Raw genomic sequence first — 13487 nt, 5'->3', positions numbered from 1 at the left:
TGGCACCTCAACGGCCCTGGAATTTCGGCTTGCGCTTCTCGGTGCGCGCGCGCCGCGCTTCCTTCATGTCCTCGCTCGTCCACGCAGCACCGAACGCGTCCCACTGTTCCCGCGTCGGCTCGTCGTGCGTGCCGTCGTCGTTGAAGACGAGCTTGAGGTGCTTCAATGCCAGCGGCGCGAGTTCGGTGATCGCCGACGCCCACTCCATCGCCACCGCGAGGTCGCCGCGCTTGTTCGCGAGACCGCTGGTGTAGGCGCGGTCGGCGTCGAGCCGCTCGCCGCCCATCAGGATCGTTCGGGCGACGCTGCCGCCGGCGAGCGACGCAAGCCGCTTGATCGTCCAGTTGTTGACGGCAATGCCGAGCCGCGTCGACGGGATCTCGAAGAACGCACCGTCGGCCACGACTCGCAGATCACTCGCGATCGCGAGCTGCGTTCCCGCACCGACGGCCGGTCCGTTGATCGCTGCGATGACGGGGACGGGTGCGCCGTCGACCGCTCTGAGCAGGGATTCGAGAGCCTCCGGAAACGCCTTCGCGAAATCGTCGCCGTCCAGGTCCGCACCCGCACAGAAGCTGGTGCCCTGGCCGGTGATGACGATGACGCGGGCATCGTCGGCGACGGCCTTCTCGATCCCCTCACGTAGTGCCACGCACAGCTGGGTGTTCAGAGCGTTGCGACGCTCGGGGCGTTGGAGCTCGAGGGTGACGACATCTCCGTCACGAGTCTGTCCGATCATGAGATCAGACGTTACTCATGGGTAGATGTGAGCGCCGACTGCGGGCTGATCTACTGGTGAACGTGATCGAAACAGATGTGGCCGTCATCGGAGCCGGCCAAGCGGGCCTGTCCGCCGGCTATCACCTCCGCCGAGCCGGCATGGCGGCCGGCGAAGGATTCGTCATGCTCGACAGATCTCCCGCCGCCGGGGGCGCATGGCAGTACCGGTGGCCGTCGCTGACCCTCAGCACCGTCAACCGAGTTCACGACCTGCCAGGCATGGAGTTCGCCGAGGTACTGACCGACGAAAACCCGGACGGAGTGATCGCCGCCGAAGCCGTTCCGCGCTACTACGAGGTCTACGAAGAGAAGTTCGACCTGCAGGTTCGACGACCGGTCACCGTCACCGTGGTCTGCGACCGCGACCCTCGTTTCCGAGTCGAGTCGGAGGACATCGTGCTCTCGGCTCGCGGGCTGATCAACGCAACCGGAACCTGGGAGAAACCCTTCGTCCCCCGCTACCCCGGCGCCGAGACGTTCACCGGACGCCAACTCCACACCAAGGACTACCGCACGGCCGACGAGTTCGCCGGCAAGCACGTCGTTGTCGTCGGCGGCGGCATCTCCGCCGTCCAACTGCTCGACGAGATCTCCCTCGTCACCTCCACGACCTGGGTGACCCGGCGCGAACCCGAGTTCCGCGACAGCGACTTCGGACCCGACGCAGGACGCGCTGCCGTCGCGATGGTGGAAGACCGCGTCCGCGCCGGGCTGCCACCGGGATCCGTCGTCTCCGTCACCGGTCTCCTGCTGACCGACAGACTGAAGGCAGCACGCGACCGCGGCGCCCTCCACCGGCTACCGATGTTCAGCGCCATCGAACCCGCCGGAGTGCGCTGGGCCGACGGCTCCTTCGTCGACGCCGACGTCATCCTCTGGGCCACCGGCTTCCGCAGCGCACTCGACCATCTGGCACCCCTGCGACTCCGCGGCCACGGCGGCGGCATCGTCATGGACGGACGCCTCGCCACCCGCGTCGCAGCCAACCACCGCGTCCACCTCCTCGGCTACGGTCCCTCCGCCAGCACCATCGGCGCCAACCGCGCCGGCCGAGCCGCAGTGACCGAACTCCTCGACACCCTCAGCAGCGGATAGGTCGCCGAGTTCGCACTTGTGCTGGTGATTCTGCCGATTCGATCTGCACAAGTGCGAATTCGAGGTCGGTAGTGATGTTCCGGATCCGGTTGTTACACGAAACCGCCGGTTACACGTAGAAAATTCAAGCAAATCGCCCACTTCTGCACTGAGTGTCGGATAGGTTTCTTTGCATGCCCTCCATCTTGGGCGTCCTGCCGCGGAACGTACCGCCTCGGTGCGTGAACGTTCAGCGCTCGCACAGGTTTTCACCTCACACGAACAAGGAAGTTCGCACATGGGAAAGCTCGACGGGAAAGTTGCATTCATCACCGGGGCCGCACGCGGCCAGGGCAGAAGCCACGCGCTGAGACTGGCCCAGGAAGGTGCCGACATCATCGCGATCGACATCTGCGAGCAGGTCGGCTCCGTCGGGTATCCGCTCGCCACCGAGGAGGACCTCGCCGAGACGGTCCGCCAGGTCGAAGCCTTGGATCGACGGATCGTCGCCACCAAAGCCGATGTCCGTGACACTGCGCAGGTCACGAAGGCCGTCGACGACGGCGTGGCCGAACTCGGCCGTCTCGACATCGTTCTCGCAAATGCAGGCATCGCCACGTTCGCACCGCTCGAAGACCTGACGGACGACGTCTGGGACGAGATGATCGCGATCAATCTCACCGGCGTGTTCAAGACCGTCCGTGCCGCCGTGCCGCACCTCAAGGCGGGCGGAAACGGAGGCGCGATCGTGCTGACCAGTTCCACTGCCGGAATCAAGGGCCTGGCCAACCTCGCGCACTACGTCGCCGCCAAACATGGAGTGGTAGGCCTGGTCAAGACCTTCGCAAACGAACTGGCACCGTTCGACATTCGCGTGAACTCGGTGCATCCCACCTCGGTGAACACCGACATGATCCACAACTCCGAAACGTACAACCTGTTCATGCCGGACACTCCGAACCCCACCAAAGAAGATGCGGGCGCCGCGTTCAAAACGCTCAACGCACTCCCGATCGAGTGGGTCGAACCCGTCGACATCTCCAATGCCATCGCCTTCCTGGTGTCCGACGACGCTCGCTACATCACCGGCGTCCAGTTGCCCGTCGACGCCGGGTCGGTGATCAAATGACCGGAACACTCGAAGGCAAGGTCGCTTTCATCACCGGAGCTGCACGAAACCAAGGCCGCAGCCACGCACTCCGGCTCGCCGAGGAAGGCGCAGACATCATCGCCGTCGACAACAAATGACGCTTCTGACGTCGATCATCGATGTGCGCCGCCGGATCGCGGCGCACATCGTCGGGCGGGACCGTGAACTCGACCTGCTGCTGGCTGCCGTGGCCGCCGGACGGGACCTGCTGATCGAGGGCCCGCCCGGCACCAGCAAATCCACACTGCTCGGTGCCATCACGGCGGACTGGGGCATCCCGCTGCTGTTCGTCGAGGGCAACGCAGACCTGACGCCGGCTCGAATCGTCGGGCATCACAATCCTTCTCGGGTTCTCCGGGAGGACTACAGTGAGGACAACTTCATACCGGGACCACTGGTGGAGGCCATGCGCACCGGCGGTTTCCTGTACGTCGAGGAGTTCAATCGCGCCCCCGAGGACACGCTCAACACTCTGCTGACGGCCATGGCCGAACGCAGAATCACCATCCCCCGCGTCGGAACCGTGTCCGCACTGCCGTCGTTCCGAGTGGTGGCGTCGATGAACCCGTACGACAACGTCGGCACCACTCGACTCTCCACCAGCGTGCACGACCGGTTGTGCCGCTTGGCCATCGGATACCAGGACGCCGAGGCCGAGCGCGGAATCGTAGCCCTGAGAACCGAATCGGACTCGCTGAGACTGATCGCAGACGCCGTCGCCATCACCCGGGCGACTCGTGAACACGAGGACATCACCCAGGGCAGCAGCGTTCGAGGAGCGATCGATCTGACGCTCGTGGCCTGGCAACTGGCGTCGTTGCGCGAGGTGACGGTCCCCGACGTCACCGACATCGAACCTCCGCGCGACCTACCCGACAACTACCGACAAGTGATGCTCGACGCCGTCTACGTCGCCCTGTCCGGACGTATCCATGTCGACGACACCGCCGACGCCACGCCGGAAACGATCCTGCACCGCATATGGGAAGACCATTTCCTGCTCCGGCCTGCCGCCGCCGCTCCGGGTTGAAGAGCAGTACCGGCTGATTCGCCCGTCCGTCGACCGAGCTCGAAGACCTCGGCGCTGAAGCCGTTGCGCCGCAAACCCAAACAGCTCACCGAATCACCGTCGTTGTTCCGCCCGGGCGCCGGTGGAGCCGTTCTCGTCGCCGACGGCCGCGGTCGCCCCGGACACGCTGCCGGTGAGAACAATCCGTCGGCTCCGGGCTTCACCGACGAGTCCGCCGAGATCGTCACGTTGCGCGAAGCAAGCGAGGAATCGACCGTCGACGCGGCGACACGGGCCAGAGCCCGAAAGATCGCAGCGCGCTTGGCGGTTCGACGTCCGCGACGCGACGTCCGCGCCCGACGCGGAATCGGCGAACTGACGTCGCTACGCTACCGCGACGGCTCCGACGAACTCGACATGGACCGAACGATCGACGTGCTCGCAGCCAACCCGTATCCCGAGGACGACGACATCGTCGTCCGCGAGCGGCTGCACACCAAGAGGTCGATCGTTCTCGTCGTCGACATCTCGGGATCGATGAAGGGGGAACGGGTACGTACCGCGGCGGCGACGGTGGGTGCAGTGGCAGGTGAGCTGAACGCGGACGATCTGGCTGTCGTCGCCTTCTGGTCCGACGCCGCCGTGCTCACCCGGTTCGGCGACCCGACGACCCCGCTCGGGATTCTCGACACCGTGCTGAGCATCCCGGCCCGTGGACTGACGAACGTGCAGTTCGCGCTGGACACCGCGGCGACACTGCTGCGTGAAGTGTCCGCGCCCGACAAGCGAGTGTTGTTGCTGTCCGACTGCGTCCACAACGCCGGACCGGATCCGCGATACGTAGCCGCGACGATCCCCCGGCTCGATGTTCTGCTGGACACATCCGGCGAGAACGACGTCGAACTCGGCCGCGATCTCGCTCGTCTCGGCCACGGCCGCGTCCGAACGGTCAGCACCTACCGGCACGTGGCCCCGGCTCTGACCTCACTCTTCGACACGTGAGTGAAAATGTGGCCCAGGGCCTACAGTCTCACTCACAGTTGAGGACGTCGACCACGTACTTGGCCAGCGAACCCAACCTCGCCCGTTCCGGCATACGCGTCGGAACGTCCAGAGCATCCAGCGGCGCCGACGTGACCGGGCCGACGCAGATCGCAGCGACAGGACCACGCAGGGCAGCGAGAAAATCGTCGAGCAGTCCGTTGTCCTTGGCCGTCGACAGAAGCGAGGCGACCGCGGGAGCGCTGGTGAACGTGACTGCGTCGACCTCGTGGTTCAGGACCTTGGCGAGCAGGTCGATCAGCGGCTGTTGATCGAGCGGGCGAATCCAGCGGTACACAGGGATGGCGCGCACGTCGGCACCGAGCCGCTCGAGGGCGTCGCTCAGATGAATCGTCGGCTCCCATTCGGTGATGGTGCCGTGAAGCTGCACTGCGACATCCACGCCCGCGATCCCCTCGGACTCGAGGTGATCGGCTACTTCCTGCGACGCCTCGGTGGTCGGGGACCAGACTTCGCGGAGTCCGGCGCCGCGAATCGCGCCGCGCGCCTTGGGGCCTCGTGCAATGATGCGGGAATTCCCGAGGGCGTTCAGCAGCGCGTCACGAGAATCCCACGTCTCCGCGGCGTCGAGCCAGCCGCGGAAACCGATACCGGTGCTGATGACGACCAGCTCCGGCGGGTTCGCGATGATGCCTTCGGTCTTCTCGCGCAGATCGGAATCGTCGACGAGGGGAAGTACGTGAATCGCGGGAACGTGCACGGTCCGGGCGCCCCGGCGCTCGAGAAGAGTCGCGAACTCGTCGGCCCGACGCTCGGCCGTCAGCGCGATCGTTTTCCCCGTCAGCGGTGCCATGCCGCTCAGCATAAGCGCCGAGAGCCGGCCCACCTACACACGCGAGGACGCAGACCCTGGGGTCTGCGTCCGCGCGTGTGTGAAAGGGAATCAGGACGAGAACTTGTCCGGATCCGGGCCGGTGCGGCCGTCAGCAGAGTCGAGAGCGTTGATCTGCTGGATCTCGTCGTTCGACAGCTCGAAGCCGAACACGTCGAAGTTGCTCGCAATGCGCTCGGGGGTGACCGACTTGGGGATCACGACGTTGCCGAGCTGGATGTGCCAGCGCAGAATGACCTGCGCCGGGGTGACGCTGTGAGCATCGGCGATCGGCTTCAAAGCCGGCTCTTCGAGAACCGTGCCGGAGCCGAGCGGGCTCCAGGCCTCGGTCGCGATGCCGTGCTTGGTGTGGAAAGCCCGCAGTTCCTCCTGGATGAGGCGCGGGTGAAGTTCGATCTGGTTGATCGACGGAGTCTCGCCCACGGCGTCGGCCAGCTTCTCCAGCGTCGGGATCGTGAAGTTCGAGACGCCGATGGACCCGACACGTCCGTCGGCCTTCAGCTTCTGGAACGCCTTGAACGTGTCGATGTACTTGTCGCGGTCCAGCTGCTGCCAGTGAATGAGGTACAGGTCAAGGTACTCGAGGCCCAGGCGCCCCATGCTGGCGTCGAACGCCTTCAGCGTGGAGTCGTAACCCTGGTCGTCGTTCCACAGCTTGGTGGTGACGAACAGCTCGTCGCGGGCGATGCCGGATTCCGCGATCGCCTTACCGGTACCGGTCTCGTTCTCGTAGACCTTGGCGGTGTCGATGCTGCGGTAACCGACCTTCAGAGCCTCGGCTACCGCGTCGTGCGCGCCGTCGTCCGGAACCTGCCACACGCCGAAGCCGAGCTGCGGAATCGCATGTCCGTCGTTCAGCGTGATCGTCGGGACAGTGCTTGTCTGCGGTGAAAACGTCATACAAGTGCCAACTCACGGCTGGCTTCATGTGTTCCCGGGCAGGAGTGGAGCCTGCGGAATGACCGGATTGTTGCAGGAGTGGAGCCTGCGGAATGACCCGGTTGTTGCAGGAGTGGAGTCTGCGGAATGACCCGGTTGTGCAGGGGGAATACTGATCGGGTGACTGCCACGCTCCGTATCGACGACCTCACTGCTTTCCACGGTGACCGCACGCTGTTCTCCGGCCTCGATCTCACCGTGACCGAAGGCGATGTCATCGGTCTCGTCGGAGCCAATGGTGCAGGTAAATCGACGTTGCTCACGCTTCTGGCCGGTGTCGGAACCGCCGATTCCGAGGGGGACATCTACACGAGCCCGCCCGACGCCACCGTCGGATATCTTGCGCAGGAACCCGAACGTATCGCCGGCGAAACCATCGTGGAGTTCGTCGGCCGACGGACCGGAGTCACCGCCGCCGAGCAGACGATGAACGATGCAGCCGAAGCACTCGGTAACGACGACGGTGAGGATCGTTACACCCCCGCGTTGGAGCGATGGCTTGCTCTCGGCGGCGCGGACCTGGCCGAGCGGACCGCGAAGGTGCTCGCCGACCTGGGACTCGACGTCGACGGAAGCGCGCTCATGACGTCGTTGTCCGGTGGCCAGGCTGCCCGGGCAGGGCTCGCCGCCATTCTTCTGGCCCGGTACGACATTCTTCTGCTCGACGAGCCGACCAACGATCTCGACCTGGCCGGCCTGGAGCAGTTGGAACGGTTCGTGGTCGAAACGCGGGCGGCGATCGTCGTCGTCAGTCACGACCGTGAGTTCCTGGCCAGGACCGTCACCGGCATCGTCGAGTTGGATCGCGCCCAACACCGCATCGACGTGTACGACGGGGGTTACGAGTCCTACCTCGCCGAGCGAGAGATTGCCCGGCAGCACGCGCGAGAGAAGTACGACGAGTTCGCGGACACCAAGGCCTCACTCGAATCTCGTGCGCAGATGCAGCGCAACTGGATGGAATCCGGCGTCCGCAACGCACGCCGCAAAGCAACCGACAACGACAAGATCAGCCGCAAGACTCGGGCGGAGTCCACCGAGAAGCAGGCCGCAAAAGCTCGTCAGACGCAGCGGCGCATCGAACGGCTCGAGGTGGTCGAAGAGCCCCGTAAGGAGTGGGAGCTGCGCATGGAGATCGCGGCCGCACCCCGCAGCGGCACCGTTGTGTCGGTACTGAGCGGTGCTGTCGTCCGTCGCGAGGGCTTTACCTTCGGACCGGTCACGACACAGATCGAATTCGGTGACAGAGTCTTGATCACGGGCGAGAACGGTTCGGGCAAAACCACATTGCTGTCCGTCCTCCTCGGAAACCTGGTTCCTGACGACGGGACGGCGTCCCTGGGTTCCGGCGTCGCGATCGGCGAGATCGATCAAGCTCGCGGGCTGTTCACCGGGACCGCGACCGTATCGGACTCGTTGAGCGCAGCGGTCCCCGACTGGTCCGACGCCGACGTACGGACGCTACTGGCGAAATTCGGCCTACGCGGCGACGATCCCCTCCGGCCTGCAGGCTCCCTGTCTCCCGGTGAACGCACACGCGCTGCCTTGGCCCTGCTGCAGGCGCGCGGCGTCAACCTGCTGGTGCTCGACGAGCCGACGAACCACTTGGACCTCCCGGCCATCGAGCAGTTGGAACGGGCGATGGAGAACTTCGAGGGCACGCTCCTGCTGGTCACCCACGACCGCCGCATGCTGGGCACCGTTCGCGCGACCCGTCGGTGGACCATGAAGTCGGGGCAACTCACCGAGGCTTGACGTTATCCGCAGTTGACAGATCGTTGGGTTTATACAACACTTTGTTCCATGAGCCCCGTAAAGCGTGGGAACACGCTCCCGATCTTCAACCGGGTGGGTGTTCTGCGGGCCGAACGAAAGATGAGCCGCGCGCAACTCGCCGAACTCATCGAAGTCAACCCGCAGACAGTGGGCGCCCTCGAGCGGGGCGACCACTATCCGAGCCTCGACCTGGCACTGCGCATCTGCGAAGTCTTCGACCTCCCCGTCGAAGCAGTGTTCTCACGCAAGGAACTCGGTCCACTCTCCGCCGAACTGTTTCGAAGGGAGAACGACAAGTGACCACCCCCGACTCGAACATTCTGACGCGCTACCAGGACTACCGCACACGCAGGTTTCTCGAGAACGACGCGAAGACTCGACACATGCTGCCGACATGGCGAACGCAGAAGCGCCGTCGAATCCTCGCGGCTGCAGTGATGTCCACCCTCGTCGTGCTTCTCACCATCGCTGTCGCATCGCTGTTCTGGAAGTGGGCACCCATTTTGTGGGTCGCCGGCACCGTCGCCTTCCTGGTGCTGTGGACGATGCTGCAGACAGCCTCCGGTCGCCACAGCGATGCACCCGTGGGCGCCCTCGACGAATGGGAAGTACAGCAGCGCAACGAAGCTCGGTCGATCGGCTTGACCGTCACCCAGGGCCTCGTCATGGTCTCGGTGTTCACGCTGATCATCCTCGCGACCGGATACGAGAACGAGCGGCTCGCGTACGCAGGCGCGTTGTGGACACTCGTCAGCCTCATGGCCGGAATTTGTTCCCCAGCAATGATTCTCGCCTGGATCACTCCCGACCCCGACCCGGAAGACTTCTGAACAACGACCGAAAGGGCACCATGAGCACCCTCACGATCGACAACATCTCCAAGAGATACGGCGACAAGATCGCCCTCGACTCCCTGAAGTTCGACGTACACCCCGGTGAGCTCTTCGGCTTCGTCGGCAGCAACGGTGCAGGCAAGACCACCACCATGCGCATCACCCTCGGCGTGCTGTCCGCCGACTCCGGGCAGGTCCTGCTCGGCGGCAAACCCGTCGACCTCGATGTCCGCCGCACCATCGGCTACATGCCGGAGGAACGCGGCCTCTATCCCAAGATGAAGGTCGGCCCGCAGCTCGCGTATCTTGCCGAGCTGCACGGACTTTCACCGTCGGACGCCAAGTCGGCCGTAGGCACGTGGACCGAACGACTCGGTATCTCGGAACGACTCGACGACACCGTCGACGCCCTGAGCCTGGGCAACCAGCAGCGCGTCCAACTCGCCGCGGCACTCGTCCACGACCCCGCCGTTCTCGTTCTCGACGAACCGTTCTCCGGTCTCGACCCGGTTGCCGTCGACGTCATGAGCGACGTGCTCCGCGAGAAAGCGTCGTCCGGCGTCCCGGTGATCTTCTCCAGCCACCAGTTGGATCTCGTGCAACGACTGTGCGACCGAGTAGGCATCATCGCCGCCGGATCCATGAAAGCCGTCGGCACCGTCGACGAACTCCGCGGATCAGGCGATGCGCAACTCGAAGTACACGCACCGAACGCCCAGCCCGGCTGGGCCGACGGCATCGCAGGCGCCCGGGCCGTCAGCCACAGCGCCGGCCGGACGATCCTCTCCATCGCACCGGGAACCGACGATCAGGCCATCCTTCGTGCCGCCCTCGCCACCGGACCTGTACACGAATTCTCCTTCCACAAACCGTCGTTGAGCGACCTGTTCCGAGAGGCAGTGGCATGAGCACCCAAGTATCTTCGAGCCGGGCAATCGGCCTGATCGCCAAGCGCGAGTTCACCGTTCAGGTGATGAAGAAGAGCTTCGTCATCTCCAACGTCATCATTCTCGCCGTCATCGTCGGCGGCATCATCGCGTACTCCATCTTCGCCGGCGGAGACGACGAAGACCGCGACATCGTCGGCATCGTCGGTGACCAACAGATCGCGGCCGTCATCACCGCCACCGGAGACGCCGTCGGCAGCCCCGTCGACATCCGCGAGATCGCCGACGCCGACACAGCGAGATCCGACGTCGAATCCGGCGACGTCGCCGTAGCTCTCGTACCGGCAGGAGCCGGGGCCTACACCGCGATCACCGATTCCGAGCTCACCGGAGCACTGCGAGCCGTCGTCGAAGGCAGTGTCCAGTCGCAGGCCACCGACGCCGCGCTGGCGCAGCAAGGCGTCGACCAGGGCGCGGTTGCAGCCGCCGTCGCGAACGCAACGGTCACCGTCGACGCCATCGACCCTCCGGATCCCGAAGCAGGACAACGAGTTGCACTGTCTCTCGCCGCGGTGTTCATCCTGTACGCCCAGATCATCGGATTCGGAATGTACGTCGCCATGGGCGTCGTCGAGGAGAAGTCGTCGCGTGTCGTCGAACTGCTGCTCTCCACCGTCAGGCCGCTTCAGTTGCTGTGGGGCAAGATCCTCGGCATCGGAGCAGTCGGCATCCTGCAGCTCGCTCTCTACGGCGCTGCAGGTGTCGGCGCCGGACTTGCAACGGGCACACTCACCATCACCGGTACCGCGATCAGCGTCTTCGCCGGCACCCTCGGCTGGTTCGTGCTCGGCTTCGCCTTCTTCGCAGTCCTGTACGCAGCCGGTGGATCGATGGTCTCCAGGCAAGAGGACGTCAATTCGACGACGATGCCGCTCCTGTTGCTGATCATGGCAATGTTCTTCGCGGCGTTCTACTCGGTCGGCGACCCGGAGAGCACACTCAGCAACGTTCTCAGCTGGATTCCGCCGTTCTCCGCCGTCATGATGCCGCTGCGCATCGCCGCAGGCGTCGCGCCGGTCTACCAGATCATCGGAACCGCCCTCATCATGGCGGCCACCACCGCAGCACTCGCCGTCGTCGCTGCCAAGATCTACCAGCGCTCCATCCTGCGCATCGGCAAGACCGTCACGTGGAAGGAAGCATTCGCCCGTTAGGATCCCGCTCATGACAACACGGACGTCCGCCGCCGAGATACTCGATGCAGTTCTCGACGGCGGATCGTTCGTGTCGTGGGATCGGGAACCGATCGACGTCTCCCCCGGCCCGAAGTATGCCGCCGACTTGGCGAAAGCCCGAGACAAGAGCGGCGTCGACGAGTCCGTTCTCACCGGACAGGGGCTGGTCGACGGTAGGCCGGTGGCCATCATTGCGTGCGAGTTCGCTTTCCTGGCCGGGTCGATCGGAGTGGCGGCAGCCGAACGAATCGCCACCGCCATCGAGCGTGCCACCGCGGAGAAGCTCCCGCTGATCGCGTCTCCCACGTCCGGGGGAACTCGCATGCAGGAAGGCACTCTTGCGTTCGTACAGATGGTGAAGATCGCGGGCGCGGTGACCCTGCACAAACAAGCCGGCCTGCCGTACTTGGTGTACCTCCGCAATCCCACGACCGGCGGCGTCTTCGCATCCTGGGGATCGCTCGCCCACGTCACGTTCGCCGAACCCGGTGCACTCATCGGATTCCTCGGCCCTCGCGTCTATCAAGCCCTGTACGACAAGCCTTTTCCCGAGGGCGTACAGACCGCCGAGAACCTGTACCACCACGGCGTCATCGACGGTGTGGTTCCCGTGGACAGCCTCCGCCACCTCATGGTCCGCGCACTCCGCGTCGTCAGCCACGATGGCGAGACAGCCCACCACCTCGACCCGGCTCCCGCCGTCGGCGACATCCCTGATCGTTCCGCGTGGCATTCCGTGGAATCCTCCCGGCGCCCCGATCGTCCGGGCGTGCGGGAACTCCTCGAACACGCTGCCAGCGAACAGGTTCCGCTCAGCGGTACCGGCCAAGGCGAGTCGGACACGACGATCCTGTTGTCCCTGTGCAAATTTCGTGGAATTTCCTGCGTGGTCTTCGGCAACGACCGAAGCAGCCACAGCATCACCGCGACGATGGGGCCAGGCGCGCTGCGTCAGGCTCGGCGCGGAATGAAACTGGCCGAGGAACTCCGCATTCCCCTGGTCCTCGTCATCGACACGTTCGGCGCAGCACTGTCCAAGGAAGCGGAAGAAGGCGGTATCGCACCCGAAATCGCGCGTTGCATCAGCGATCTCGTCACCGTCGATACCCCGACGGTGTCGGTCCTCCTCGGCCAAGGAACTGGCGGCGGCGCACTCGCACTCCTGCCCGCCGACCGCACTCTGTGCGCACAGAACGCCTGGCTCGCGCCGCTTCCCCCGGAAGGCGCAAGCGCCATCGTTCACCGCGACACAGCACACGCGTCGGACATGGCCGAGGCGCAAGGCATTCGGTCCGTGGACCTGCTCCGCGACGGCATCGTCGACGCCATCGTGCCCGAACACCCCGATGCGGCAGAGGAACCCGTCGAATTCTCGACCCGAGTGGCCGGAGCCATTGCACGAGAACTACGCGACATCAGCTCCGACGACGACCGTGTGTCCTCACGCCTCGCCCGGTACCGACGCCTGGGCCTCGGGAATCACGGCCAGTAGGTCACCGGCCCGCACATCCGACGGAAGCTCCACCTTGGCGTCGCCCATCGCGAAGAACTGCCGACCCACCACCGAATGGCGGTTCGCGATATCGGCGACCTCCACGCACCCGAGCACGGCATCGACACGCACGATGCCGGCGATCACCGACCTCACCCGCGTCACCACTACACAACCCAACCGCGTCGGCGTGCCCTCGCAATCAGCGAAATCATCGACGAACACACCGTCGACCATCAACCGCCCATCACGAAAACCCGTGCCCGACGGCCACAACCCCGAATCGAATCGTGGTCGGCCTGCATTACGAAGAGACGGCAGCATCTCGAAAAGAGTCACATCTGCGAGTCTCCATCCGCCCCCGCCGCGTCGCCAGGATCTTGACGGAATTCCTACGCGCGGCCCCGAAACTTCGATG

General features: G+C 64.9%; 14 protein-coding genes and 1 pseudogene. 11 read left to right on the top strand and 4 right to left on the bottom strand.

All coding sequences use genetic code 11. The features are described from left to right. Window positions 1-7: 7 nt before the first annotated feature. A complete protein-coding gene (locus ACFULT_RS06655; protein WP_037103736.1) occupies window positions 8-739 on the bottom strand; it encodes an enoyl-CoA hydratase in 732 nt (243 codons plus the stop codon). Window positions 740-756: 17 nt separating this feature from the next. Between ACFULT_RS06655 and ACFULT_RS06650 the strand changes: the two genes are divergently transcribed. The 5 genes and pseudogenes from ACFULT_RS06650 (at window position 757) to ACFULT_RS06630 (ending at window position 5015) form a co-directional block, all read left to right on the top strand. Next, entirely contained in the window at window positions 757-1875 is a 1119-nt protein-coding gene (locus tag ACFULT_RS06650; protein ID WP_176459903.1) for an NAD(P)-binding domain-containing protein, read from the top strand. Between the two features lie 277 nt (window positions 1876-2152). Further along, window positions 2153-2983 carry a mycofactocin-coupled SDR family oxidoreductase gene (locus ACFULT_RS06645; RefSeq protein ID WP_378480979.1) on the top strand — a complete coding sequence of 277 codons (831 nt, stop codon included), beginning with the start codon at window positions 2153-2155 and terminating at the stop codon, window positions 2981-2983. Beyond that, window positions 2980-3093 (top strand): annotated as a pseudogene (locus ACFULT_RS06640) (SDR family mycofactocin-dependent oxidoreductase); the annotation flags it as partial. The gene ACFULT_RS06645 and the pseudogene ACFULT_RS06640, both read left to right, overlap by 4 nt. Before the next feature lie 5 nt (window positions 3094-3098). Then, window positions 3099-4034: an AAA family ATPase gene (locus ACFULT_RS06635; protein WP_378480978.1), complete on the top strand. Its 936-nt coding sequence runs from the start codon at window positions 3099-3101 to the stop codon at window positions 4032-4034. 63 nt (window positions 4035-4097) lie between these two features. Then, the gene (locus ACFULT_RS06630) at window positions 4098-5015 is read left to right on the top strand and encodes a VWA domain-containing protein (protein ID WP_378480977.1); all 918 of its coding nucleotides are present in this window, start codon (window positions 4098-4100) and stop codon (window positions 5013-5015) included. Window positions 5016-5043: 28 nt separating this feature from the next. Here ACFULT_RS06630 and ACFULT_RS06625 read toward each other — a convergent pair whose 3' ends face one another. Together ACFULT_RS06625 and ACFULT_RS06620 are read right to left on the bottom strand one after the other, a co-directional pair. Next, window positions 5044-5880, bottom strand: a complete 837-nt coding sequence (locus tag ACFULT_RS06625; RefSeq protein WP_378481346.1) for a uroporphyrinogen-III synthase — start codon at window positions 5878-5880, stop codon at window positions 5044-5046. Between the two features lie 78 nt (window positions 5881-5958). Next, window positions 5959-6807, bottom strand: a complete 849-nt coding sequence (locus tag ACFULT_RS06620) for an aldo/keto reductase (RefSeq protein ID WP_037103715.1) — start codon at window positions 6805-6807, stop codon at window positions 5959-5961. Between the two features lie 159 nt (window positions 6808-6966). Here ACFULT_RS06620 and ACFULT_RS06615 point away from each other — a divergent pair, with 159 nt between their 5' ends. From ACFULT_RS06615 to ACFULT_RS06590, 6 genes are read left to right on the top strand one after another with little or no spacing between them, the layout of a single operon-like run. Then, window positions 6967-8601, top strand: a complete 1635-nt coding sequence (locus tag ACFULT_RS06615; protein WP_378480976.1) for an ABC-F family ATP-binding cassette domain-containing protein — start codon at window positions 6967-6969, stop codon at window positions 8599-8601. 48 nt (window positions 8602-8649) lie between these two features. Continuing rightward, a complete protein-coding gene (locus ACFULT_RS06610) occupies window positions 8650-8922 on the top strand; it encodes a helix-turn-helix transcriptional regulator (protein WP_019664396.1) in 273 nt (90 codons plus the stop codon). Continuing rightward, complete coding sequence (locus ACFULT_RS06605) at window positions 8919-9452, top strand: hypothetical protein (RefSeq protein ID WP_037103709.1); 534 nt, start codon at window positions 8919-8921, stop codon at window positions 9450-9452. The genes ACFULT_RS06610 and ACFULT_RS06605 overlap by 4 nt, the downstream gene beginning before the upstream one ends. A 20-nt stretch (window positions 9453-9472) precedes the next feature. After that, window positions 9473-10363: an ABC transporter ATP-binding protein gene (locus ACFULT_RS06600; RefSeq protein WP_378480975.1), complete on the top strand. Its 891-nt coding sequence runs from the start codon at window positions 9473-9475 to the stop codon at window positions 10361-10363. After that, on the top strand, window positions 10360-11556 hold the full coding sequence (locus ACFULT_RS06595; protein WP_094719450.1) for an ABC transporter permease: 1197 nt from the start codon (window positions 10360-10362) through the stop codon (window positions 11554-11556). The genes ACFULT_RS06600 and ACFULT_RS06595 overlap by 4 nt, the downstream gene beginning before the upstream one ends. 10 nt (window positions 11557-11566) lie before the next feature. Next, entirely contained in the window at window positions 11567-13069 is a 1503-nt protein-coding gene (locus ACFULT_RS06590) for a carboxyl transferase domain-containing protein (RefSeq protein ID WP_037103700.1), read from the top strand. Here ACFULT_RS06590 and ACFULT_RS06585 read toward each other — a convergent pair. Continuing rightward, window positions 13019-13408, bottom strand: coding sequence for a hypothetical protein (locus tag ACFULT_RS06585; protein ID WP_141217136.1), 390 nt, complete (start codon window positions 13406-13408; stop codon window positions 13019-13021). The genes ACFULT_RS06590 and ACFULT_RS06585 overlap by 51 nt on opposite strands. Window positions 13409-13487: the final 79 nt, after the last annotated feature.

It is taken from the genome of Rhodococcus sp. NPDC057297 (genome assembly GCF_042667435.1).
Classification (GTDB): domain Bacteria; phylum Actinomycetota; class Actinomycetes; order Mycobacteriales; family Mycobacteriaceae; genus Rhodococcoides.
This window is presented reverse-complemented; position numbering and strand designations above follow the sequence as displayed.

What these genes read in the sequence shown, in the direction of transcription:
- ACFULT_RS06655 (WP_037103736.1), bottom strand. Translation starts at nt 739, where the DNA reads ATGATCGGACAGACTCGTGACGGAGATGTCGTCACCCTCGAGCTCCAA.
- ACFULT_RS06650 (WP_176459903.1), top strand. Translation starts at nt 757, where the DNA reads ATGGGTAGATGTGAGCGCCGACTGCGGGCTGATCTACTGGTGAACGTG.
- ACFULT_RS06645 (WP_378480979.1), top strand. Translation starts at nt 2,153, where the DNA reads ATGGGAAAGCTCGACGGGAAAGTTGCATTCATCACCGGGGCCGCACGC.
- ACFULT_RS06635 (WP_378480978.1), top strand. Translation starts at nt 3,099, where the DNA reads ATGACGCTTCTGACGTCGATCATCGATGTGCGCCGCCGGATCGCGGCG.
- ACFULT_RS06625 (WP_378481346.1), bottom strand. Translation starts at nt 5,880, where the DNA reads ATGCTGAGCGGCATGGCACCGCTGACGGGGAAAACGATCGCGCTGACG.
- ACFULT_RS06620 (WP_037103715.1), bottom strand. Translation starts at nt 6,807, where the DNA reads ATGACGTTTTCACCGCAGACAAGCACTGTCCCGACGATCACGCTGAAC.
- ACFULT_RS06610 (WP_019664396.1), top strand. Translation starts at nt 8,650, where the DNA reads ATGAGCCCCGTAAAGCGTGGGAACACGCTCCCGATCTTCAACCGGGTG.
- ACFULT_RS06600 (WP_378480975.1), top strand. Translation starts at nt 9,473, where the DNA reads ATGAGCACCCTCACGATCGACAACATCTCCAAGAGATACGGCGACAAG.
- ACFULT_RS06595 (WP_094719450.1), top strand. Translation starts at nt 10,360, where the DNA reads ATGAGCACCCAAGTATCTTCGAGCCGGGCAATCGGCCTGATCGCCAAG.
- ACFULT_RS06590 (WP_037103700.1), top strand. Translation starts at nt 11,567, where the DNA reads ATGACAACACGGACGTCCGCCGCCGAGATACTCGATGCAGTTCTCGAC.